Source organism: Streptomyces sp. NPDC059256 (assembly GCF_042753785.1).
Lineage (GTDB): Bacteria > Actinomycetota > Actinomycetes > Streptomycetales > Streptomycetaceae > Streptomyces.
Genome location: NZ_JBHYZO010000001.1, coordinates 58,214 through 80,424 on the forward strand (window position 1 = coordinate 58,214; position 22,211 = coordinate 80,424).

The 22,211-nt window shown below is 69.4% G+C and carries 19 protein-coding genes; 4 read left to right on the forward strand and 15 right to left on the reverse strand.

Translation table 11 applies throughout. The features are described from left to right. Positions 1–98: 98 nt before the first annotated feature. Positions 99–1,253, reverse strand: coding sequence for a serine hydrolase domain-containing protein (locus ACFXJL_RS00230; RefSeq protein WP_358878659.1), 1,155 nt, complete (start codon positions 1,251–1,253; stop codon positions 99–101). 31 nt (positions 1,254–1,284) lie between these two features. On the opposite strand from ACFXJL_RS00230, the gene ACFXJL_RS00235 reads away from it, so the two are divergent. Next, positions 1,285–1,485 carry a hypothetical protein gene (locus ACFXJL_RS00235; RefSeq protein ID WP_384688015.1) on the forward strand — a complete coding sequence of 67 codons (201 nt, stop codon included), beginning with the start codon at positions 1,285–1,287 and terminating at the stop codon, positions 1,483–1,485. Between the two features lie 596 nt (positions 1,486–2,081). Here the strand turns inward: ACFXJL_RS00235 and ACFXJL_RS00240 are convergent. Next, entirely contained in the window at positions 2,082–2,486 is a 405-nt protein-coding gene (locus tag ACFXJL_RS00240; RefSeq protein ID WP_384688017.1) for an ATP-binding protein, read from the reverse strand. Positions 2,487–2,795: 309 nt separating this feature from the next. Here ACFXJL_RS00240 and ACFXJL_RS00245 point away from each other — a divergent pair, with 309 nt between their 5' ends. Then, positions 2,796–4,172 (forward strand): hypothetical protein, encoded by a 1,377-nt coding sequence (locus tag ACFXJL_RS00245; protein ID WP_384688019.1) that lies wholly within the window; start codon positions 2,796–2,798, stop codon positions 4,170–4,172. 92 nt (positions 4,173–4,264) lie between these two features. Here ACFXJL_RS00245 and ACFXJL_RS00250 read toward each other — a convergent pair whose 3' ends face one another. From ACFXJL_RS00250 to ACFXJL_RS00280, 7 genes are all read right to left on the reverse strand, one after another. Next, entirely contained in the window at positions 4,265–4,576 is a 312-nt protein-coding gene (locus ACFXJL_RS00250) for a hypothetical protein (RefSeq protein ID WP_384639804.1), read from the reverse strand. An 82-nt stretch (positions 4,577–4,658) separates the two neighbouring features. Further along, a complete protein-coding gene (locus tag ACFXJL_RS00255; RefSeq protein ID WP_358878663.1) occupies positions 4,659–4,910 on the reverse strand; it encodes a hypothetical protein in 252 nt (83 codons plus the stop codon). Further along, a complete protein-coding gene (locus ACFXJL_RS00260) occupies positions 4,907–5,155 on the reverse strand; it encodes a hypothetical protein (protein WP_358878664.1) in 249 nt (82 codons plus the stop codon). Before ACFXJL_RS00260 ends, ACFXJL_RS00255 begins: the two co-directional genes overlap by 4 nt. A 510-nt stretch (positions 5,156–5,665) precedes the next feature. Beyond that, positions 5,666–7,111, reverse strand: a complete 1,446-nt coding sequence (locus tag ACFXJL_RS00265) for an aldehyde dehydrogenase family protein (RefSeq protein WP_384688022.1) — start codon at positions 7,109–7,111, stop codon at positions 5,666–5,668. 183 nt (positions 7,112–7,294) lie between these two features. After that, positions 7,295–8,329, reverse strand: coding sequence for an EamA family transporter (locus ACFXJL_RS00270; protein ID WP_384639812.1), 1,035 nt, complete (start codon positions 8,327–8,329; stop codon positions 7,295–7,297). 139 nt (positions 8,330–8,468) lie between these two features. Further along, positions 8,469–10,031, reverse strand: coding sequence for a PucR family transcriptional regulator (locus ACFXJL_RS00275; RefSeq protein ID WP_358878668.1), 1,563 nt, complete (start codon positions 10,029–10,031; stop codon positions 8,469–8,471). Positions 10,032–10,179: 148 nt separating this feature from the next. Further along, complete coding sequence (locus ACFXJL_RS00280; protein WP_358878669.1) at positions 10,180–12,330, reverse strand: ATP-binding protein; 2,151 nt, start codon at positions 12,328–12,330, stop codon at positions 10,180–10,182. Between the two features lie 466 nt (positions 12,331–12,796). On the opposite strand from ACFXJL_RS00280, the gene gabT reads away from it, so the two are divergent. Both gabT and ACFXJL_RS00290 read left to right on the forward strand, forming a co-directional pair. After that, positions 12,797–14,131 (forward strand): 4-aminobutyrate--2-oxoglutarate transaminase, encoded by a 1,335-nt coding sequence (gene gabT, locus ACFXJL_RS00285; RefSeq protein WP_384639819.1) that lies wholly within the window; start codon positions 12,797–12,799, stop codon positions 14,129–14,131. A 512-nt stretch (positions 14,132–14,643) separates the two neighbouring features. Beyond that, complete coding sequence (locus ACFXJL_RS00290; protein WP_384639822.1) at positions 14,644–15,210, forward strand: phosphatase PAP2 family protein; 567 nt, start codon at positions 14,644–14,646, stop codon at positions 15,208–15,210. Here ACFXJL_RS00290 and ACFXJL_RS00295 read toward each other — a convergent pair. The 6 genes from ACFXJL_RS00295 to ACFXJL_RS00320 all read right to left on the reverse strand — a co-directional run bounded on the left by ACFXJL_RS00295 (position 15,179) and on the right by ACFXJL_RS00320 (position 22,179). Continuing rightward, a complete protein-coding gene (locus ACFXJL_RS00295) occupies positions 15,179–16,972 on the reverse strand; it encodes a glycoside hydrolase family 18 protein (protein ID WP_358878672.1) in 1,794 nt (597 codons plus the stop codon). The genes ACFXJL_RS00290 and ACFXJL_RS00295 overlap by 32 nt on opposite strands. A 97-nt stretch (positions 16,973–17,069) precedes the next feature. Continuing rightward, entirely contained in the window at positions 17,070–17,531 is a 462-nt protein-coding gene (locus ACFXJL_RS00300) for a hypothetical protein (RefSeq protein ID WP_358878673.1), read from the reverse strand. Between the two features lie 333 nt (positions 17,532–17,864). After that, on the reverse strand, positions 17,865–19,277 hold the full coding sequence (locus tag ACFXJL_RS00305; RefSeq protein ID WP_384639826.1) for an NAD(P)/FAD-dependent oxidoreductase: 1,413 nt from the start codon (positions 19,275–19,277) through the stop codon (positions 17,865–17,867). Between the two features lie 36 nt (positions 19,278–19,313). Beyond that, positions 19,314–20,111, reverse strand: coding sequence for an ABC transporter permease (locus tag ACFXJL_RS00310; RefSeq protein ID WP_358878675.1), 798 nt, complete (start codon positions 20,109–20,111; stop codon positions 19,314–19,316). Continuing rightward, on the reverse strand, positions 20,111–21,031 hold the full coding sequence (locus tag ACFXJL_RS00315) for an ABC transporter permease (protein ID WP_329023799.1): 921 nt from the start codon (positions 21,029–21,031) through the stop codon (positions 20,111–20,113). Before ACFXJL_RS00315 ends, ACFXJL_RS00310 begins: the two co-directional genes overlap by 1 nt. Continuing rightward, positions 21,028–22,179: an ABC transporter ATP-binding protein gene (locus tag ACFXJL_RS00320; protein ID WP_358878676.1), complete on the reverse strand. Its 1,152-nt coding sequence runs from the start codon at positions 22,177–22,179 to the stop codon at positions 21,028–21,030. Before ACFXJL_RS00320 ends, ACFXJL_RS00315 begins: the two co-directional genes overlap by 4 nt. Positions 22,180–22,211 lie beyond the last annotated feature (32 nt).

A 22,211-nucleotide genomic window follows, 5' to 3' on the forward strand; every position in this document is an offset into this window, starting at 1 on the left:
CGAGCCCGGGTCCGGGGTGTGCGGACCGCGAGGGGTCCGCACACCCCGAACCGAGGGCCGATTGCTCGGTCCACCGCCCGGATGGAGCGGCGAGGGCCCTATCGGAAGGCCGGGAAGGCGAAGCGCTGGCCGATAGCCTGACCCTGGGCGTGCGCATCGGTCCCGGTCACCGAATAGACGACCGTACGGGTGAGACCACGGGTGGCGGCGACCACCGTGTTGTAGCCGGGGCGGGCACCGGTCTTGCCCCAGACCTCCACCCCGTCGACCATGAACCGCTCAAGCCCGGCGCTCTTGTTGGCGCCGGCGATGTTCCGGGGAACGGTGAACATCTCCTTGAGCTGCTGCTGCGGCACGACCTTGCCCCGGAACAGCGCGGTCAGCAATCGCTCCAGATCGTCCAGGGTGGAGATCATGTCCCCCGCCGCCCAGCGGTCCGCCACATTCCACTCGGTGACGTCCACCCGCTGTCCGTCGACCAGTTGATAGCCCCTGTTGTGCGGCCCGTTGATGCGGGGGTCGCTACCAGGGAAGGAGGAGTTCCGCATGCCGGCAGGCCGAAAGACATAGCGAGCGGCACCCTCCTCGAACGACCGTCCGGTCACCTTCTCCACCAGCATGGCGAGGATGGTGTAGTTGATGTTCAGATAGTGCTGTTGGGTACCGGGTGCGAACTCAGGGCCCCTGGCGATCCCCGCGGCCACCACCACTTCCGGCTCCACGACGTCGAGCCGGCGCGCGTACTGCTCCTCCCAGGACGCATCGGCGACGGCTGCGGGCTGGATCCCACTGGTGTGGTTGAGCAACTGCCGTACGGTGACGGGCTGGAACTCGGGCGTCAGCAGTCCGGGAAGGTAGCGCTGTACGGGCCGGTCGAGGTTGACCTTGCCATCGGCGGCGAGCTTCAGCACCAGGGCCGCGGTCACCACCTTCGTCGTCGATCCGGCGCGGAAGCGGCCGTGGGTGAGGGCTGGGCTGTTGTGGCGCACCTCCCGCACTCCGGCGCTGCCCTCCCATCGCCCGTCCCGCCCACCGGCGCGTACCACCGCGCTGGTCGCCTCACCGTCCGGAAGTCCCCGCAGCGCGGCTTGAAGCGCCTGCGCCTGCGGATGTTCGGCCGCCCGGGCCTGCGAGACACCGGGTACCTGGCTGGTGGCCGGGCCCGCGAGGGCGGGCCCGGCCGTGACCCCGAGAACGACGACGGTCGAAACGGCGGCGAGCAGGGCACGCCGATGCAACGGAGTGGGTTTCACAAGAAAGGGCCCTTCAGGAGAGGGATGGGGGATGCCTCCCATCCTGAAGACGACCGTGGGACGCCGGATCCTCATCACGGAGGACACCGCCCCCGGTCGTCGACTCGGGGTCAACCCCAGTGCTCTCAGGGCGAATTGGGCGCGGACCCCGATGGACCCGAACCACCACGGCTCAGCGGCCCGTCGCCCGCAGGGGGCAATGACGGTCCACGCCCCGGCCAGCACGGCGTGATCACGGCTACGGTCGGCGACGGCCCCAAGCGCAGGATCCTCAGCGGTTGGCCAGGCTGTAGACGAGCACGGTCATCCATCCGACGACGACGGCCACACAGAGGACTTGGCGTACGACTTCGATCACCACGGAAAGACCATCCAACGCCTGTGCAAACCATGGGCCGCCGCACCCCGGGTGTGAGGTGCATCCATCCGCGGGGGAAGGACCACGGGCCACGCCGCCAACACATACCGGCCCGACCGGTCGGCCGCAGTGAGCGTGCACGGCATTCCGGCCAGGAGCCGTCGAAAGGCAGCACGCCGGGACGGTCGGTACGTCGACGGGGTCCGGGGAGGGGCACGGATCGGGGATGGCGCACATCAGCGCGGCGGACCACGGCACATCGGGATCGGGGTCCAAACCGTTGGCGATACGGACAGCCTGTACGCAGAACCAGCGCAGAGCCCTGGCGGCAAAGGGAGTCGCGAAGGTCCCGAGCACCAGCCTGCGGGGCTCGGTGGCACCGCGCCGGTCGAACTCGGCGATGGCCTCTGCCCAGTAGACGCATGGCCCGAGGCCGGGAGTCCGCTCCGCGCGAGTGCCGAAAGCGGCGGTCACCGGGCGTCCCCGCTCCCGAAGGCACACCACATACGCGTGAGCGGACCATCCTCCGCGATCCCCCAGACATCGGCATGGGCCGCCACCAGCAGCAGCCCCCGGCCGCCCTCATCCAGGAGATCCACCGCACTCGGTGTGGGCGGCACCCGCTCGGGGCCACTGCTGCTCACCTCGATGCAGAGCTGCGTCTGCGTGGGCCACATCCGGACCCCGACATCACCGTCGCCGTGAACGAACCCGTTGGTGACCAATTCGGAGAGACACAGGCCGACGGCGTCCGCACGGGCGCCGAATCCCCAGAGGGCCGCATGGGCCCAGCCGACCCGACGGACCTGCCCCGGCCTCCGTCTGTCCTCGGGGGTCAGGGGACTGCCCGGTCCGGTGGTACGTGGCAGGTTCACGTCGAGGCGGGGTGCACCTTCGGGTGGACTGACGCCGATACAGCCCGCCGCCATGGGCTGACTGTTGGTTGGGGGTGACATGAGGCATCTCCATCGGTCTGGGAACAGTCACCGTCAAGGAGTCGGGACGAGCGCCTGCACGTCCACCGGGGGAACTGCCCGTTGAAGGAGTCCCGCGTGTGCTCGCTGCCCAACGTCGTTAAGTGAACCGGTGGGCCCGGAGCGGGAGCCAGAGGACTCAAGAGGTGGAGTGGTTCAACGAGTTCACCCGTGTTCGACTCGGTGAGCGCTGGTCTAGCGTTGGGATCCATGACCAGGTCGCCCAACAGCCGCCTCCGCGCCATCATTCATGAATCAGGTCTGCGATACGAGGATTTAGCCCGCCTCGTGAGGTCCGTGGCCGCCGCATCCGGGACCACGATCCGCACCGGCAAATCGAACGTTTCCTGCTGGTTGGGTGGCACCCCGCCCAACCCCCAGACCGCCCGCTATCTCTGCGAGGCACTGTCCCGAACGCTCGGTCGACCGATTTCCCTGGCCGACATCGGCCTCTCGGCAACGCCCGGCGATACCGGTCGGGCTGATGTCGGGCTTACCGTTGAAGGCGATCCAGTGGAAATGCTGGGGCAATTGGGGAGTGCCGATATCGAACGCCGAACCTTCCTCACCGGGTCCGCCTACTCCGTCGCAGCCGCCGCCCTGCCACTCGGCAACGCCGGTGAAGCCCATGCCCGCACCCGCAGAGCATTGAACGGCGGCATCGCCGGTTCCAGTGAAGTCCGCGCCGTCCGCGACATGGTGGCGATGTTCACCGCCATCGACGAACGCCATGGTGGCCAACACGGTCGCAGCGCTGTCGTGCAGTACCTCCGGACCGACGTCCTCGGGCTGTGCCAAGCTCAGTTCCGCACCATCGAGCAACGCAACGACATGCTGACCTCCGCCGCGTCCCTCGCCTACCTCTGTGGCTGGAAGGCGTATGACGCGGGGGAAATGGGGCTTGCCCAGCGCTACTACTTGCAGGCGTACGCCCTCACAAAGGACGCCGGGAACACCGCCCACGAGGCGTTCACACTCCGCATCCTCGCCTATCACGGCATGGACAACGGGCGGCACGAACACGTACTCGGGTTGGCCGACGCCGCACTGGAACGGGCTCAGGGCAGGGTCGACCGGGTGACGGAGTCGCTGTTCGTGATCTGCCGGGCCCGAGCCCTGGCCAGCGTGGGCCAGGCCAGCCGATCCCTGGCCGAGGCAGACCGCGCCCGCACCCTCGCGGGGTCGACCGGCGCAGAGGGCATGACCGGCTGGGCCTCCATGTGGGGGGCGGCGTCCGCCAACGTCGCCAGCCAAACCGCGAAGATCCTGGACAGCATCGGCGACTTCCGCGGTGCGGAGCGCCATCACGCCAACGCTCGCCGCCGATACAGCGGTACGGAGCACCAGAGGATTGCTGCGCTCTCCGCGGCGGCCGAAGGACACTCCCAGTACCAGCAAGGCCAGGTCGAAAGGGCTTGCGCCACCTGGGGCCAGGCGCTGGACACCATGACCGGCATTCGCTCCACTCGAACGCTCAAAGCCGTGCACGCCATGCGATCCGCGGTCAACCAGGTCAAGGACCGCGCCGTACGCCCGGCACTCGACCTGGATGAACGCGCCCACACCTGGCTTCGCGAAGCGCCCTGATCAATAGTCGGCCACAGCATGGACGGCCCGGCCAACTACATTTCTGGCGGGCCTAGTGACACCCTCCAGGCCGATGCCCTGGATCGCCCTTCTCAGATGGTGTCGGAAAGCGGCGGCGGCGCGGGTACGACGGCGGCCGTCACCATGCCGTTGGCGTCAAGGGCCAGCTCATCCAGTTCGACACCGCGCACGAGCACACCGGGGAAGTCCTCAAAGCGGTTCAGGGCCTCGGCAATGGCGGCGGTAAGAGATTCAGCAGGGAAGAGACACATGAAACGGGAGTAGCCCGGTGCTTCCGCCAACCCGATACGCCCATCGGCGAACCGGTCGAGACCGTCCAAGGTGTCCCGATGCTCGTCGGTAAGCGGAGCATCCAGAATGAGATTGAATTGCCACTCACGCACAGTTCTGATGCCTCCTCGTAAAGCTGTCGATCTTCTTCGCCTCTGCTCCCTGACTCTGGGGGGGAGTAGACCACCAACCGTGTCAGGGCGGAGGGACCATGCGGACCACCGTGACTTGCAGAACGCTCTGTGCCACGTAGTACCGGATGAAGATCCCGGCGACGGTGGCTTCCCTCCGGTCCCTCTCACGGCTCACAGCCCGCGATCCGTGGCCGTAGGGGTCTCGGCCCAACGTGCGCCCTATGGCTGCCCGAAACGCTGCTGCCGAGGGTGAGGGCATCTGCTTCAGCGTTGCTTCTGCCACCGGCGCATACGCGATCTCGTAACGACTCATGCAGCCCCACGCCCTTCGGCCTCCAAGCGGGCGAAGACCTCCTCGTCCTCCGGACCAGAGGCGAGGTTGAGAATCCAGTGCCGCAGCACATCGGCGACGCTCTCCACCGTGGCCGCGCCCAGTTCCTCGTCAAAGCGCCGCCGTTGGTCCTCTGGCAGTGCGCTGCGGACGCCCTCGACCGTGGCGGGCACCTTCACTCGTTCCTCGTTGTGGATGGTCCATCTCGACGTGCTGTGCTCAGACATGGCGGGAACGAGTCCTCTCCTTGGGCGAGTCCTCCCAGGCTATTGCTGGAAGAGAGCACGAACGGAGGCTTCGCAGCGCCAAGAACGGCGTGTTGGGGCACCAGTTGAGTCCGGGCGCACCTCGTGCGCCCGGATGTGCAGCCCTGCCCAGCGATTCCGTCGTTCCCGGAACAGGCCCCCTGCCCCTCGGTCGGCTCATCTGCGCGGTTCGATCTTGTGGGCGTGCCACGCCCTCTGCCACCGTGACCTGCATGGACCCCGCACAGTTTGATGGGTATGTCCGCAGAGGGCCCGTGGACACCCTTTCCATCGCCGACGCATCCCGACAGCTCGACGTGATCGCCCGCCATGTGAACCAGGCCCGGGACGACCTCGCCCAGTGCGAGGGGAGCGCTCTGACCCACTACCGCAAGAACGACCCGACCGGCGTCGACAGTGTGGGCGGCACGCAAAGAACGGCTGGAGCCCCCGCACAGTGGGCTCCAGCCGTTGGTTGTTACGCGCGGAAAACTACAGCGTGAGGCCCGTCAGGACCAGTACGCGTTCGTAGGTGTAGTCATCCATCGCATAGGCGACGCCCTCGCGGCCGACGCCGGACTGCTTGGCTCCGCCGTACGGCATCTGGTCGGCGCGGTAGGAGGGGACGTCGCCGATGATCACGCCGCCGACCTCCAGTGCGCGGTGTGCGCGGAAGGCGGTCTGGACGTCATGGGTGAAGACGCCCGCCTGGAGGCCGTACGGGGAGTCGTTGACGGCGGCGAACGCCTCGGCCTCGCCGTCGACCTTGCTGACGGTCAGCACCGGGCCGAAGACTTCCTCGCAGGCGATGGTGACGTGCGGGGGGACCTCGGCCAGGACGGTCGGGGCGTAGGTGGCACCGTCGCGCTTGCCGCCGGCGAGGAGCTTGGCACCGGCCTGGACCGCCTCGTCCACCCAGGACTCCACGCGCTTGGCCGCGTCCTCGCTGACCAGGGGGCCCACGTCCGTCGCGTCGTCGGCCGGGTCACCGGTGACCTGGGCCTCGACCGCGGCGACGAGCTTGGGCAGCAGCCGGTCGTAGACGGAGGTGTCGGCGATCACGCGCTGCACGGAGATGCAGGACTGGCCGCCCTGGTAGTTGGAGAAGGTGGCCATGCGGGTGGCGGCCCAGTCGAGGTCCTGCTCGGACGTCCAGTCGTCGAGGACGACCGCGGCGCCGTTGCCGCCGAGTTCCAGCGTGCAGTGCTTGCGCGGTACGGAGTCCATGATCGCGTAGCCGACGGGGCCGGAGCCGGTGAAGGAGATCACGGGCAGCCGCTCGTCCTGGACCAGGGCGGGCATCCGGTCGTTGGGGACCGGCAGCACCGACCAGGATCCGACCGGCAGTTCGGTCTCGGCGAGCAGTTCACCGAGGACCAGCGAGGAGATCGGGGTGGCCGGGGCGGGCTTGAGGATGATGGGGGCGCCGACCGCGATGGCGGGGGCCACCTTGTGGGCGCTGAGGTTCAACGGGAAGTTGAAGGGCGCGATGCCGAGGACGACGCCCTTGGGGATGCGTCGGGTCAGGGCGAGACGGCCCGTGCCACCGGCGTCGGTGTCGAGGCGCTGGGCCTGGCCGCCGTTGAAGCGGCGGGCTTCCTCGGCGGCGAGGCGGAAGACGGACACGGCACGGCCGACTTCGCCGCGGGCCCACTTGATGGGCTTGCCGTTCTCGGCGGAGATCAGCTGGGCGATCTCCTCGGTGCGCTCGGCGAGGCGCTTGGCGACGTGGTCGAGTGCGGCGGCGCGCACATGGGCCGGTGTGGCGGCGAACTCGTCACGTACCGCGTGGGCGGCGGCGACGGCTTCTTCGACCTGGGCCTCGGTGGGCACGGAGACCCGGCCGACGAGACGTCCGTCCCACGAGTTGGTGACGTCGAAGGAGGTCTCGCCGGTGGCCTCGCGGCCGGCGAGCCAGAAGGCGTGGGTGGAGGTCATGTCCCGGCCCTTCCGAGGTGAGGTGAGTGTGACTGTCGGGCGGTGCCCGCCCCACGGTAGGGCCGGAGGGCGGATTGTTGGTTTGTACGGGGTGGAGTGATCAACGGCGTCTTTCCTGCCGCTTTGGTGCATCGGCCCGGTCCGGGTGGCGTTCGCAGGCGTGGGGCGCCCGGCGCGGTCCGCTCAGCGGCGGCGCTCCGTGGTCACGATCAGGCAGACGCCTGCGACGACGACGGCCCCGCCCACCGCGATCGACCAGGTCAGCTCCTCCTGGAGGAAGACGGCGCCCAGCAGCACGGCCACCACGGGATTGACGTACGCATAGGTGGCCACCAGCGACAGGGGTGCGCTGTGCAGCAGCCAGGCGTAGGCGGTGAAGGCGACCAGCGAGCCGAAGACGACCAGATAGCCCAGGGCGATCCACGAGCTGGTGGAGACGTCGTCGAAGGCGAAGCCCCGGTGCTCGCCGCGGCCGAAGCCGACCAGGGCGCAGCCGATGCCGCCCGCGATCATCTCGTACGCGCTCGCCGCGAACGGGTTCGCCGGCATGGGGATGCGGGCCGAGGCGAAGGAGCCCACGGACCAGCTGATCGTGGCACCCAGGACGGCGACGACGCCCCAGAGTCGGATGTCTCCGCTGAGTCCGGGCATGGTCAGCACCACCAGGCCCACCAGTCCGAACAGCACCCCGCCGTAGGCGCCGAGGCCGGGGCGTTCGCCGGAGCAGCGGCGCAGCACCACCACCCAGGCGGGTACGACGGCGACCAGCAGCGCGGCCAGTCCCGAGGGGATGGCGGTCTCGGCCAGGACCACGAGGCCGTTGCCGCCGAGGAGCAGCATCAGCCCGAGGAGGGTGACGGAGCCGAGTTGGGCGCGGGTGAGCCTGAGCGCGGCGGGGCCCTGTCGCCAGGCCACCAGGGCGGCGAGGATCAGACCGGCGAGGACGAAGCGTCCGCCGGCCGAGAGGAAGGCCGGCATGGTCTCGACGACCACGGCGATGCCGAGGTAGGTGGAGCCCCAGACGACGTAGACGATGGCGAGCGCGGCCCAGACCGCGCCGGATATGCGTCGCCGTCCGGGCGGCTCGGTCACCGGTGGGGCGGGGGCTTCGACAGGTCCGATCGGAGCCGCGGGCAGGAACGATTCGGCGGGTGGGGCGGACCGAAGGGACTCGGTGGGTCCGTCCGAAGGCGTGCCGGCGGTAGGGAGGTCTCTCATCAGTCCTTCTGGGGTCCCCGGACGGCGGTCCGGGCCACTCCCCTCCGCTGCGTCGACGCGACTTTAGGGAGTGCCGCCCCCGGCTGCCAATACTTTTGTCCGACTTCGGGCAGGCGGACGGAAGGATCTTCTGCGGTGTCTAGTCGCCGGTCGGGCCTGCGGTGGTCTTGAGCGCGAGCCAGAGCTCCATCCGGACGTCCGGGTCATCCAGTGAACGGCCCAGGATCTCTTCGACCCGGCGCATCCGGTACCGCAGGGTGTGGCGGTGGACACCGAGGTCGGCTGCCGCCGCGTCCCACTGTCCGTGGCGTGAGAGCCAGGCCCGCAAGGACGCCACGAGGTCGCCGCGGCCGGTGGCGTCATGCGCGTACAGGGGGCGCAGCGTGCCGTCGGCGAAGGCGCGTACGGCGTCGTCGGCCAGCAGCGGGACGATGGAGCCCGCCGCCAGGTCCTCGTGTTCGACGAGCGCCCGGCCGCGTCTGCGGGCGACGGAGAGTGCCTGCTCCGACTGTTTGTACGCTCCGGCTGCGGCGATGGGACCGGTGGGCGCCGAGAGGCCGATGACGACTCCGGCGTCGTCGGCGTCCTGGGCGGAGTACCGGGCGATGCAGTCGGCGACGACCGCTCCCCCGTCGGCGGCGAGCACCACGAGGCGGCTGTCGTTGTCGGGCACGGTGATGATCGTCTCGCCCGCGCGGGAGGCCGCCGCGTCCAGTGCCTCGGCGAGCGCAGGCAGCGGCGGCTCGGCATCGTCGCCCGGGGAGGGGGCTTCGGCGAGCAGTAGCCGGAAGGGGGCGTCCAGCAGGGTGCCGTAGAGGTCCGATGCGACCGCGCGGGCGTGGTCGGGTTCGCCGGAGAGCAGCATGCGCAGGACGGCGGCCCCCAGGCGTTGTTCCGCGTGCTGGAGCGAGCGGGAGCGTTCGGTGGAGAGGGTGAGGAGCGCGATGGCGGAGTGCACCGCATAGCGTTCGGCGGTGCCGAGGGCGGCTGCGGTGCCGACGGCGAGGGCGCCGCGGACCCGGCGGCCGGTGCCCAGGGACTGGAGTTCGACCCGGTCGTCGCCGGTGTCGGCGGCGATGGTGCTGGCCGGTGCGGAGCGTTCGCGCAGCCGTTCCACGTCGGCGGTGAGCCGGCCTGCCCTGCGCACCGCCCACTCGGGGGAGGCGGCGACCACGGCGCCCGAGGCGTCGTAGAGGGCGGCCCAGCCGTTCACATGGGCGGCGAGGCGGGCGACGACCGCGTTCGGTCCGTCGGCGAGCGCGGCCCGGGTCAGCTCCCGCTGGACCTCGAACCCGGCGGTCACCGCCCGGTACTGGTCGGCCGCGATGGCGGCCGAGACGGCTTTGCTGATCGCCAGGAACGGGGTGCGGCGCGGTACGGCCAGCAGGGGGAAGCCCTCGTCCCTGGCCGCGTCGAGGAGGGCGTCGGGGATGTCGTCGTAGAACACGCCGATGGCGAAGCCGAGGCCGACGACGCCCGCTGCGTCCAGCCTGCGCACATAGCGGCGCATGGTGTCGGGGTCCTGGGCGTCCAGGGTCATGGCGGTGACGAGGAGGAGTTCGCCGCCGTCGAGGTAGGGGACCGGATCGGCCAGTTCGCTCACGTGTGCCCACCGGACGGGGGTGTCGAGCCGCTCCTCGCCGGCGCGCACGGTGAGTTTGAGCGCCGAGTGTTGGACGAGGGAGGCGAGCGTGGGCGGCATGGCACCTTCAGAACTGGTTCGTCAGGACTGTTCACGGGCCGGCCGGGGACATCCGGGGATTTCGCCGCGCCGTATGAACTGATTACCTCGATTCTGCCAGCTCGTAGTGGTTCAGGGCGGTCAGGGAGACCAGCACGGGAAAGGACCGCTATGTACGGAGATCCACCAGCAGGGGCGGGGTGTGCTCGCCGTTCACGTTCGTCAGGGAGAGCACCGCGTGTCCTGCGGGCACCGCGTGGGCGAGGTCGGACGCCGACCAGCGGGCCCGTTCCACCTCTCGTACGGTGATCGCCTCGGCCGTGGTCGCCTTGCCGGTGACCAGTCGGCGCATGGCGTGCATGGCCTTGGTGAGGGGCTCGTCGGAGATGATCTGGCGGTTGGTGACATCGCGGGTCTGCACCCACTCGGTGCCCCAGGTCTCCGCGAACCGACCGCCGTCCCACGGGGCGAGTCCCGCGAAGGCCATCCGACAGCCCACCGCGCCCAGCAGGGGCCCGCGCAGCGGATCGGGTACGTCCTCCAGGGTGCGCAGGGTCAGGACCACCCCGGCGTGGGCGGAGCGCAGCCGCTGGATGGCCCGTACGGAGTCGGCGGTCACCGTGTAGGTCGCGTCGTCGAGGACGAGCGCGGCGAAGAGCGAGCGGTCCGAACGGCTGAGCGCTGCTTCGGTGAACTGGGCGAGCAGCAGCCGCGCGATGATCCGGGACGCCTCGGCGTGGCCGCGTTCCGGCAGGTCGACGCGGACCCGCAACGGGTGCTCGATGGCCTGCAAGGAGAACTGTCGGCCGCCTCCGTCGGTGCGGAAGGAGGCGGCGAAGGCGGGTCGGTCCAGGAAGGCGATTCGTTCGGCGAGGAGCACTCCGATGTCGTCGCCGCCGCGGGCGGACTGGCGCTCGCGGGCGTCCAGCTCGCGCAGTTGCGCTGCCGCCGCGGTGCCGCCCTGGGCCTGGAGCGCCTGGCGCAGGGCGTCGAGCGCGGCGGGGGCGCCGCTGAGGAGTTCCCTCAGTTCGGGAACGGCCGGGAAGTGGCCGTGGACGGACTGGTACGGGCCGATCAGCTGGGCCAGTGCGGTGGCGGCGCGGCGGCCGTCGGTGCCGGGCAGGGTCGCGGCGAGGTCGCCGACCAGGGCTTCGGCGAGCATCCGGGCGGCTTCGTCGGGATCGCTGGAGCCTCCGTAGAGGTCCAGGTCGTGCCGGGAGTCGCTGCGTCCGACGGCGATGACCAGGTCGAAGGCGTCATCAGGGGCGAGCTGGGCGCCCTGGGCGGTGACGGCGACCACGGCGGCGCGGTTGGCGAGGGCCAGCAGTCCGAGGGATTCGACGACCGGGCGGATGAGCCGCACGCTCTTGCCGCAGCCGGACGGGCCGACGGCGAGGAGTGAGGTGCCGAGCAGCGACGGGTCGAGTGCCACACCGGTGGTGCGCCGCGCGTAAGGGTTGCGGCGGTCGTCGGCGGCGGTGCCGATCCGCACCTGTGCGGTGACGAGGTCATGGGTGGCGGTGCGCACGGGCAGGTCCCGCAGCCCGGAGGGATGGGCGCAGGACGCAGCCCCCTGTCGCCGCACGGTGTCGGTGAAGGCGGGGAGCAGTTCGGGGCGGGCCTGGACGCCCTGCCACGCGCGGCGGATGCGGGCGTAGTCCACATCGCCGAGCGCACCGGCCCGGCCGGCCTCGGTGAGGGTCTCCGCGGCGTCGATGAGCCCGGCGGTGCGCAGTTCGGGCCACTGGGTGGGGTCCGGTCCGACCGGTGGTGGTGTCGTACGGGGCTTGTCGGCGCGGCGGGTGTAGCGGCGCCATATCTCCGGCACATGGCCGAGGCGGGCGAAGAACACCAGCAGCCCGCCGCCGACGAGCGCGTAGTACGTGTAGCTGGCGGTGGCCCACAGGGGCGGGTCGGCACGCCAGGAGTCGGGGGTGAGGACGAGCAGGGGCCAGATCCAGTACCGGCCGAGGTAGCCGTTCCACAGCAGGGACCAGAGCAGCCAGCCGGTGAGCAGGGCGATGAGCGCGCCGGCGAACAGGCGTCGCGCGGGTACTTCGTCCGGTTCCTCGTCGGGGCGGGCGCGGTGACCGAGTCGCCAGACGCCGGGGTCGGCCTCGGGTCGGGGGGTGCGCAGCCACTCGGTGACGGCCTGGCGCCTGCCGGGCGCATGGCTGGGGACGGCGGGGATGCCCGGGGTGGGCGGGAAGCTCGGTGGCCCACCGGGTCGGGGTACGGAAGGCGGGTGCGGCGGCGGCCCGGAACCCGGCGCAGGACCGCGCTCCGTGCCGCGCGCATCGAATGTGCCTTCGGAATCCATGAACTGCTGCCCCCTGACCAGCCAGGCCCGCTCTGTGCACGGTCAATCTAGTGCCCAGGCGCGGGGAGTTCACCGATTCACCCCGGCGGAGGGCGATCGGGCCGGTTGTCGGCGCGGCTCATGCGGGTACCGGTGGTGAGGCGGCCGGTGATGGGCCCGTGGTGAGGCGGCCGGTGGTGGGCCCCATGGCGGGGGCGGCTTCGCCCGGGTGGGTCGCCCTGGCCGGAAGCCTGCCGACCGGATGGCCCGGGCCGTCCGGCGTACCGCACGGAGACCCGTCCGTCGGCGCCGGGGCGGTGACGTACGGACGCCGCACCGTTCACGTCGGGGACCCGGACGGTGCGGTATGTCCGGTGCGGACAAGGACTCGCCCCCAACACTCCCGAACGGCACATGCCCCCTGCCCCGGCCCACCCCTAGCCTGCGGGGAAGAACTGAAGCGTCCACAGCACCCCCAGGAGCCCCTATGACCGCGATCCCGCAGGAGCGCCGCATCGTCACCGCCATTCCCGGACCCAAGTCGGTGGAGCTCCAGGCTCGCCGTACCGCAGTGGTCGCCGGTGGCGTGGGTTCGGTGCTGCCCGTCTTCACCGCTCGTGCGGGAGGCGGCATCATCGAGGACGTCGACGGCAACCGTCTGATCGACTTCGGTTCCGGCATCGCCGTCACGAGCGTCGGCGCCAGCGCCGAGGCCGTCGTACGCCGTGCATCGGCCCAGCTCGCGGACTTCACCCACACCTGTTTCATGGTCACCCCGTACGAGGGCTACGTGGCCGTGGCCGAGGCGCTGGCCGAGCTCACCCCCGGTGACCACGCCAAGAAGTCCGCGCTGTTCAACTCCGGTGCCGAAGCCGTCGAGAACGCGGTCAAGATCGCCCGCAGCTACACCAAGCGGCAGGCCGTCGTCGTCTTCGACCACGGCTACCACGGCCGCACCAATCTGACGATGGCGCTGACCGCGAAGAACATGCCGTACAAGCAGGGCTTCGGGCCGTTCGCCCCCGAGGTCTACCGGGTGCCGGTCGCGTACGGCTACCGCTGGCCCACCGGTGCCGAGAACGCAGGCGCCGAGGCATCCGCGCAGGCCATCGACCAGATCAGCAAGCAGATCGGCGCGGAGAACGTCGCGGCGATCATCATCGAGCCCGTGCTGGGCGAAGGCGGGTTCATCGAGCCGGCCAAGGGCTTCCTGCCGGCGATCGCCGAGTTCGCCAAGGAGAACGGGATCGTCTTCGTCGCCGATGAGATCCAGTCGGGCTTCTGCCGCACCGGCCAGTGGTTCGCGTGCGAGGACGAGGGCATCGTCCCGGACCTGATCACCACCGCCAAGGGCATCGCGGGCGGTCTGCCGCTGGCCGCCGTGACCGGCCGCGCCGAGATCATGGACGCGGCCCACGCCGGTGGCCTCGGCGGCACCTACGGTGGCAACCCGGTGGCCTGTGCCGGTGCGCTCGGGTCGATCGAGACCATGAAGGAGCTGGACCTCAACGGCAAGGCTCGGCGCATCGAGGAGGTCATGAAGGGCCGTCTCACCGCGATGCAGGAGAAGTTCGACATCATCGGCGAGATCCGCGGCCGTGGCGCGATGATCGCGATCGAGCTGGTCCAGGACCGGGAGACCAAGGAGCCGCACGCGGCGGCTGCCACCGCGCTCTCCAAGGCGTGCCACGCCGAGGGTCTGCTGGTGCTGACCTGCGGTACGTACGGCAATGTACTGCGCTTCCTGCCGCCGCTGGTGATCGGCGAGGACCTGTTGAACGAGGGCCTGGACATCATCGAGCAGGCTTTCACCCGTATCTGAGAGCTCTGTATCTGAGGGCTCTGTTCTCAGGGTTCTGTTCTCAGGGCTCCGAGGGGATCGCACGGGCCTCACGGGGCTCACAGCCCGGACCGGCGCCGACGAGTGCCGACCAGTGCCGGTCCGGCCTGTCGGACGCACGGACGGCTCACCCCGGCGGTGACCGCCGGTAACAATGCTGGGCTGACCAGGCGGAACGGTCGGACCCTGTGAAGAAGATGTGGGGGCCCGATGGCGGCATGGAGATGTGGCTGTCGGTCCCCCCTGTCACTGCCGTACGGTTTCTGCAGATGAGAGAAACACCCCGCCCGCAGGGGACTGCGGGCGAGTCCGATGCGGAGCCTCCCCAGCACCGCACGGGCCGTGCCTTCGCGCACACCACCGGAGCCTCAAGCTCCGGAACTCCTCACCGATCGGATGTCCGCTCGCCCCAAACCCCCCGGGGCGCGCGGCGGTCCGATCAGACCGGCTGCCTCGGAACTACCCCCCCTGTTCCGAGGCGGCCGGCTTTTCTGTTGCTGGCGCTCACCCTGCTGACGTTCGCGGTGGTGACCTGGCAGGTGGCGGTCGACGGCCCCCTGCGCGCCCTGGACGAGCGCATCTCGTCACGGATCGTGGGCCACGGTCCGCCCGCCTTCACCGAACTCCTCGCCGACCTCGGCAATCTCGCGGTGGCGCTGCCCGTGCTGGGTGCCTCACTGGCGTACGCGTACTGGCGCGAGGGCCTGCGGCGGTGGCGGGAGGCGGTTGGCGTCGTCCTCGCCATGGCGGCGGTTCCCGCCCTCGTCGTACCGCTGAAGGCGCTCCTGGACCGCCCCGGACCGCTGACCGACGCCACCGGCTACTACCCCTCAGGACATGCGGCGACCGCCCTGGTCGCGTACGGCGGCGCGGCCCTTCTCCTGTCCCCCCTCCTCCGCCGACCATGGGCGATGCCCGTCGCCCTGGTGCTCACCCTGGCGACGGGCATCGGTCTGGTGCTAAGGGGCTATCACTGGCCGCTGGACGTGATCGGCAGTTGGGCCCTGTGCGGCGCGCTGCTGGTGGTGGTTACCAGGTGTAGGCGTCGAAGTTCCGGCTGAACTGCCACTGGTTGTAGCGGTCCCAGTTGATCGACCAGGTCATCAGCCCGCGCAGGGCCGGCCAGGTGCCATGGGTCTGGTAGGAACCGCAGTTGGTCTTCTTGGTGAGGCAGTCGAGCGTCTTGTTCACATCGGCGGGCGCCGTGTGGCCGTTGCCCGCCTGGGTGGACGCCGGCATGCCGATGGCGATCTGGTCGGCCCGCAGCGGCGGGAAGATCCGCGACTGGTTGCCGGCCACCGGGAAGCCGGTGAGCATCATGTCGGCCATGGCGATGTGGAAGTCGGCGTTGCCCATGGTGTGGTACTGGTTGTCGAGGCCCATGATCGGACCCGAGTTGTAGTGCTGGACGTGCAGCAGGGTGAGGTCGTCGCGCAGCGCATGGATCACCGGAAGGTACGAGCCCGCCCGCGGGTCCTGGCCGCCCCAGGGGCCCGAGCCGTAGAACTGGTAGCCCAGCTGGACGAAGAAGGTCTCCGGAGCCATCGTCAGGATGAACTTGGCACCGTACTTCGCCTTGAGCGTCTTGACCGCCTGGATCAGATTGGTCACCACGGGAGTGGTCGGGGAGCGGAAGTCCGTGTCGCCGGTGTTCAGCGACAGCGAGTGCCCTTCGAAGTCGATGTCGAGCCCGTCGAGGCCGTACTCGTCGATGATCTTCGATACGGAGGTGACGAACGCGTCCCGCGCCCCGGTGGAGGAGAGTTGGACCTGACCGTTCTGGCCGCCGATGGAGATCAGCACCTTCTTGCCCGCCGCCTGCTTGGCCTGGATCGCGGCCTTGAACTCGGCGACCGACTCCACGTTCGGGCACTCGGTCACCGGGCAGAGGCTGAACCGGATGTCACCCGAGGTCACCGAGGTCGGTTCGCCGAAGGCCAGGTTGATGACGTCCCAGGAGTCGGGCACGTCCGCCATCCGCGTGTAGCCGGAGCCGTTGGCGAAGCTGGAGTGCAGATAGCCCACCAGCGCGTGGGGGGGTAGTGCGGTGCCGGGATTACCGCCGCTGGTGGTCTCGGCGGTCACCGCCGCCGACTTGGCCGACTCGCCGGCGCTGTTGGTGGCCGAGACCTGGAAACTGTACGAGGTGGAGGCCGTCAGGCCGGTCACCACGGTGGAGGTGCCGGTCACCGGGATGACGCGGGTGCCCTGGTAGACCTTGTAGCCGGTGGCCCCGGGCACGGCGCTCCAGTTCAGCGGGACCGAGGTGGAGCCGGGTGAGCCCGCGGTGAGCCCCGTCGGGGTCGCCGGGATCTCGATCGGCGCGCCACCGGGCCCGAAGAGCGAGAGGTCATCGGCGTAGTAGGCGGCCGTGCCGTACCAGCCGTGGGTGTAGAGGGTGACCGAGGTGGTCGAGGCGCCGGTGCGGAAGGTCGTGGACAGCTTCTGCCAACTGCTGGCCGAGGGGGTCCAGTTGTAGGCGTCCGTGGTGCCGGTGCCCGATACGCCCAGATAGACGTAGCCGCCCTGCACCCACCCGCTCACGGTGTAGGCGGAGTTCGGTTTGACGGTGACCGTCTGGGTGCACTTCGCGTTGTCGCCGCCCGAGGGGGTGGCCTTCAGGGCTGAGGTGCCACCGTGGACCGGGGTGGTCACGGCTGCGCCGCTGCCCGCGGAACAACTCCACCCGGTGAGCCCTGCCTCGAAGCCGCCGTTGACGGCGAGTTCCTGATCGGCCGCTTGCGCGGTGGTCGCGGTGGCGACGAGTCCACCGAGAGCGAGCACGGCCGCGGTCAGAGCGGCCGTGAGTCTGGTGCGCTTCACAACTACCTCCGGTACATGGGGGGTTGGGAGGTCAAGTCGCCGTCAATTTGGTCCAGACCAATAAGGTTGTCAAGGGTTCTCACAGACACCGGGCCCCTCACTCCCCCTTGTGACGGGCCAGCACGGCCGCCGCCTCGTGCATGGCCAACTCCAACAGCAGGGGGTCGTTGAGGTGCCCCGAACCGTCCGGAGCGATCAGCCACCGCGTGCCCCCACTGCTCGCCCGACCGGGGTAGGGCACCACGATCCAGGTGCCCTGACCTGCACTGCGAATGCCCGTACCCAGCCAGCGGCCGGCCGTGCCCGCGGGGACGAAGAAGCCCATCCGGGCGTCGCCGAAGTCAGCGAGGACCGGTCCGGGCCGACTGACCAATCGCTGGAGGACATCCAAGGTGGGATAGCCGAGTTCGGCCGGCAGGATCAACACGTCCCACCGGTGTCCCGCCGGCAACAGCGCGATCCCGAGCGGGTTGCGCTCCCACTCCCATCGGCAGGCATCCGGATTCGGCGCCACCGACGCCAGCCACTCCACCGCTGTCTTGACCCCCGAGGCAGTCATCGCCCGGCCTCCAACTTTCGTTCCGTGTGTGGTGAACATCGACCTGCACACGGGGAGAGCGGGGTGGGCGCCGGGGATGACGCGACTTTGGCTACTCATTAGTAGTGAACTGCGTCACGCCATGATCACGGTTGTGCGCCCCCTGGCGCCCCGGGCTCGCACCGGGGGCAGCACGGGCGGGGGCGGGACGAGCCCTGGGGGACGCACGGCGCACAAGACCGCGGCCCCGGTTCCTGGACAGCGCGATCCAGGAATCAGGGCCGCGGCCCGATCAATGAGCTGAGCCGGCCCTCACCGACACCCAGCCGACACCCAGCGGTACTCAGCCGGTACTCAGCTGTCGAAGCCGAGACCCAGGCGGTCCATCGTCTTCAGCCAGACGTTCCGACGGCCGCCGTTGGCGTCCGCCTGCGCGAGCGACCACTTGGTGATCCCGATGCCCGCCCAGGCCACCGGCTCGGGCGGGAAGGGCAGTGGCTTGCTGCGGACCATCTCCAACTCGGTGCGCTCGGTGCGCTCCCCCGCGAGCAGGTCGAGCATCACATCGGCGCCGAACCTGGTCGCGCCCACGCCCAGACCCGTGTAGCCCGCCGCATAGGCGACCCGGCCGCCGTGCGCCGTGCCGAAGAACGCCGAGAAACGCGAACAGGTGTCGATGGCCCCACCCCAGGCATGGCTGAAGCGCAACCCCTCCAGCTGGGGGAAGTAGCGGAAGAAGTGCTCGGCGAGCTTGAGATAGGTCTCCGGACGGTGGTCCAGCTCCGCGCTGACCTTGCCGCCGAACGGGTAGATCGCGTCATAGCCGCCCCACAGGATGCGGTGGTCGGCCGTGATCCGGAAGTAGTGGAACTGGTTGGCGACATCGCCGAGCCCCTGCCGGCCGCCCCAGCCGATCTCCGCGAGCTGCGCAGGACTGAGCGGCTCGGTCATCAGCGCGTAGTCGTAGACCGGAACGGTGTACGGCCGCACCCGCTTGACCAGGGAGGGGAACACATTGGTGCCCAGCGCGACCCGGCTCGCGAAGACCCGTCCGTAGGGGGTGCGCACGGCCATGCCCGCCCCGGCCGTGGCGAGGTCGAGGCCGGGGGTGTTCTCGTAGATCCGCACGCCGAGTTCCCGACAGGCGCGCTTGAGGCCCCAGGCGAGCTGGGCAGGGTGCAGCATGGCCGTCCCCCGTTTGTCCCACAGCCCACCGAGGAAGATCGGCGAGTTCACCTCGGCCCGCACGGCGTCCTGGTCGAGGAGGGTGAGCCCCTCGATGCCGAGCCGCTGGGTCTCCTCGTACATCTCGGCCAATTCGGCCACCTGGTAGGGCTCGGTGGCGACGTCGAGACTGCCGGTGCGCTCGAAGTCGCAGTCGATCGAGTAGCGGGCGACCGTCTCCTCGATGCCGTCGAGGTTTCGGGCGCCGAGTTCCTCCAGTCGATCGATCTCCCCGGGCCAGCGCGCCAGCCCGTTGCTCAGGCCGTGGGTGAGCGATGCGGCACAGAAGCCGCCGTTGCGGCCCGAGGCGGCCCAGCCCACCTCGCGGCCTTCGATGAGGACGACGTCGGTGGCCGGGTCGCGCTCCTTGGCGAGCAGTGCGGTCCACAGTCCGCTGTATCCGCCGCCGACGACCAGGAGGTCGCAGCGGTCGTCGCCGGTGAGCGCGGGCAGCGCCGTCGGCTTGTCCGGGTCGTCCAGCCAGTAGGGCACGGGCTGGGCGTCGGACAGGGATGAGGCAAAGGTCATGGCAGCTGGGGCCATGGTTTCCACTCCTTCGAGGACCCGCGGGTGCGGGCCTTACTTGGATCGTGCGCTGTGCTTCCGCCTGCTGCTGATCAGCTGGGCGGCGACCACGATCAGTACGGCGATGATGAACATGGCCGTACCGATGACATTGATCTGAACGGGTGTGCCGCGCTGTGCCGAGCCCCATACGAACATGGGGAAGGTGACGGTGCTACCCGAGTTGAAATTGGTGATGATGAAATCGTCGAAGGACAGCGCGAACGCGAGCATCGCGCCCGCGGCGATTCCCGGTGCGGCAATGGGGAGGGTGACCCGCAAAAAGGTCTGCACCGGTCCCGCATAGAGATCCCGCGCGGCCTCTTCGAGCCGCGGGTCCATGGAAAGCACCCGCGCTTTGACGGCGACCACCACAAAGCTGAGACAGAACATGGTGTGCGCTATGAGGATGGTCCAGAAACCCAGCTGGGCGCCGAGGTTCAGGAACAGCGTGAGCAGTGAGGCGGCCATCACGACTTCGGGCATCGCCATCGGCAGAAAGATGAGCGAATTGATCGTGCCGCGGGCCTTGAAGCGGTACCGGACCAGGGCGAAGGCGATCATCGCACCGAGTACGGTCGCCCCGATCGTGGCAAAGAAGGCGATCTGGAGCGAGAGGACCAGCGAGCCGCACATATCGGCGACACCGCAGGGGTCCTGCCATGCCTCCGTGGAGAATTCGCGCCAGGAGTAATTGAACTTTCCGGCCGGATTGTTGAACGAGAACACCATGACGACGATGTTCGGCAGGATCAGATACGCGAGCGTCAGCAGACCCGCGATCACGACGATATTGCGCCGTAGCCAACGCATCAGACCAGGTCCTCCGTTCCAGCCCGGCGAATGTAGATCGTGACCACGATCAGGACGACCGCCATGAGGATGAATGAGAGCGCCGCCGCGGTCGGATAGTCGAGCACGCGTAGGAACTGCGACTGGATGACGTTTCCGACCATCTTGGTGTCGGTGGAGCCGAGCAGTTCGGCATTGATGTAGTCACCGCTGGCCGGGATGAAGGTCAGCATGGTCCCGGAGACCACACCCGGCATGGACAGCGGGAAGGTCACCTTGCGGAAGGCGGTCGACGGCTTCGCGTAGAGGTCCCCGGCGGCCTCGTGGAGCCTGGTGTCGATCCGTTCCAGGGAGGTGTAGAGCGGAAGGATCATGAACGGGAGGAAGTTGTACGTCAGACCGGTGACGACGGCGAGCGGAGTGGCGAGCACCCGGCTGCCGTCGGTCATCCCCAGCCAGTTGGTGACGTCCAGGAAGCCGATGGTGTTGAGCGTCTCCACCACCGGGCCGCTGTCGGCGAGGATCGTCTTCCAGGCCAGGGTGCGGATCAGGAAGCTGGTGAAGAACGGCGCGATGACCAGGACCAGCAGCAGATTGCGCCAGCGTCCGGCCTTGAACGCGATCAGATACGCCAGCGGATAGCCGAGCAGCAGACACAGGATCGTGGCGGTGCCCGCGTAGAGCACCGAGCGCACGAAGTGCGGCCAGTACTCGGTGAGGGCGTCCCAGTAGGTCGGGAAGTGCCAGGTGACCTTGAACCCCTCTTCCAGGGACCCCGTCTGGACCGAGGTCGACGCCTGGTAGACCAGGGGCAGCGCGAAGAAGACGAGCAGCCAGAGGATGCCGGGGAGCAGCAGCCAGTACGGCACCAGCTTGCGGCGCAGCGACGGCTTGTGGACCACTCCCGCTTCGGCCGCGGCGGCGGTGGCGGTTGCGGTCATGAGGTCTCCCCCACCGTCTCCACGCCCGCGTCGATGTCCTGGGCCGCGTCGAGCCCGAAGGTGTGGTCCGGGTTCCAGTGCAGGACCACCTGGGCGCCGGGCACCAGCCGGGGGTCCCGCTCGATGTTCTGGATGTACACCTCCAGCTCCGGGCAGACGGGGCTGTCGACGACGAACTGGGTGGAGACGCCGATGAAGCTGGAGTCGGCGATGGTGCCGGTGAGCCGGTTGCGGCCGGCGCCGATCCCGTCCGCTTCATCGGCGTGGGTCAGGGAGATCTTCTCGGGCCGAATGCCGACCAGGATCTTGCCACCGGTGCTGGGCGTGGTGGCGCAGCGGTCGACGGGGAGCTTCAGGGTGGCGTCCGCGGCGCTGACGGCCACCTCGCCGCCGCCCGACGAGACCACCGTGGCCTCGATCAGGTTGGAGGTGCCGAGGAAGTTGGCGACGAAGGTGGTGTGCGGGTTCTCGTAGAGCTCCGCGGGCGCGCCGAGCTGCTCCACCCGTCCGCCGTTCATCACCGCGACGGTGTCGGCCATGGTCATGGCCTCCTCCTGGTCGTGGGTGACATGGACGAAGGTGATGCCGACCTCGGTCTGGATGCGCTTGAGTTCCAGCTGCATCTGGCGTCGCAGCTTGAGGTCGAGCGCGCCGAGCGGCTCGTCGAGCAGCAGGACCTGCGGGTGGTTGATCAGGGCCCGGGCCACGGCGACGCGCTGCTGCTGGCCGCCGGAGAGCTGGTGCGGTTTGCGCTGGGCGAAGTCACCGAGCTGTACGAGGTCCAGCATCTCGCCGACCTGCTTCTTCACGGACTTGATGCCGCGCCGGCGCAGCCCGAAGGCGACGTTCTCCGCGATCGACAGGTGGGGGAAGAGCGCATAGCTCTGGAACACCGTGTTCACGGGGCGTTTGTAGGGGGGCAGCCCGGTGACGTCGCGGTCGCCGAGGAACACGCTTCCGGTGCTGGGGTCCTCCAGGCCGGCGATCATCCGCAGGGTGGTGGTCTTTCCACAGCCGGAGGCGCCGAGCAGTGCGAAGAACGAGCCCTGGGGAACGGTCAGATCGAGGGGATGGACGGCTTGGAAGGAGCCGTAGTTCTTGCTGATCCCGGAGAGGCGGACATCTCCGCCCGCAGTTGTGTCAGTCATGGGTCGCGTTCCCAGGGGTTGCGGTCAGACGA

Excerpts from the sequence above, each read along its gene's own strand:
- ACFXJL_RS00300 (WP_358878673.1), bottom strand. The coding sequence starts at position 17,531 with ATGACTGCCTCGGGGGTCAAGACAGCGGTGGAGTGGCTGGCGTCGGTG.
- ACFXJL_RS00315 (WP_329023799.1), bottom strand. The coding sequence starts at position 21,031 with ATGACCGCAACCGCCACCGCCGCCGCGGCCGAAGCGGGAGTGGTCCAC.
- ACFXJL_RS00320 (WP_358878676.1), bottom strand. The coding sequence starts at position 22,179 with ATGACTGACACAACTGCGGGCGGAGATGTCCGCCTCTCCGGGATCAGC.
- ACFXJL_RS00275 (WP_358878668.1), bottom strand. The coding sequence starts at position 10,031 with ATGCCGCCCACGCTCGCCTCCCTCGTCCAACACTCGGCGCTCAAACTC.
- ACFXJL_RS00280 (WP_358878669.1), bottom strand. The coding sequence starts at position 12,330 with ATGGATTCCGAAGGCACATTCGATGCGCGCGGCACGGAGCGCGGTCCT.
- ACFXJL_RS00245 (WP_384688019.1), top strand. The coding sequence starts at position 2,796 with ATGACCAGGTCGCCCAACAGCCGCCTCCGCGCCATCATTCATGAATCA.
- ACFXJL_RS00235 (WP_384688015.1), top strand. The coding sequence starts at position 1,285 with ATGCCTCCCATCCTGAAGACGACCGTGGGACGCCGGATCCTCATCACG.
- ACFXJL_RS00265 (WP_384688022.1), bottom strand. The coding sequence starts at position 7,111 with ATGACCTCCACCCACGCCTTCTGGCTCGCCGGCCGCGAGGCCACCGGC.
- ACFXJL_RS00310 (WP_358878675.1), bottom strand. The coding sequence starts at position 20,111 with ATGCGTTGGCTACGGCGCAATATCGTCGTGATCGCGGGTCTGCTGACG.
- ACFXJL_RS00260 (WP_358878664.1), bottom strand. The coding sequence starts at position 5,155 with ATGTCTGAGCACAGCACGTCGAGATGGACCATCCACAACGAGGAACGA.
- ACFXJL_RS00305 (WP_384639826.1), bottom strand. The coding sequence starts at position 19,277 with ATGGCCCCAGCTGCCATGACCTTTGCCTCATCCCTGTCCGACGCCCAG.
- ACFXJL_RS00255 (WP_358878663.1), bottom strand. The coding sequence starts at position 4,910 with ATGAGTCGTTACGAGATCGCGTATGCGCCGGTGGCAGAAGCAACGCTG.
- ACFXJL_RS00270 (WP_384639812.1), bottom strand. The coding sequence starts at position 8,329 with ATGAGAGACCTCCCTACCGCCGGCACGCCTTCGGACGGACCCACCGAG.
- gabT (WP_384639819.1), top strand. The coding sequence starts at position 12,797 with ATGACCGCGATCCCGCAGGAGCGCCGCATCGTCACCGCCATTCCCGGA.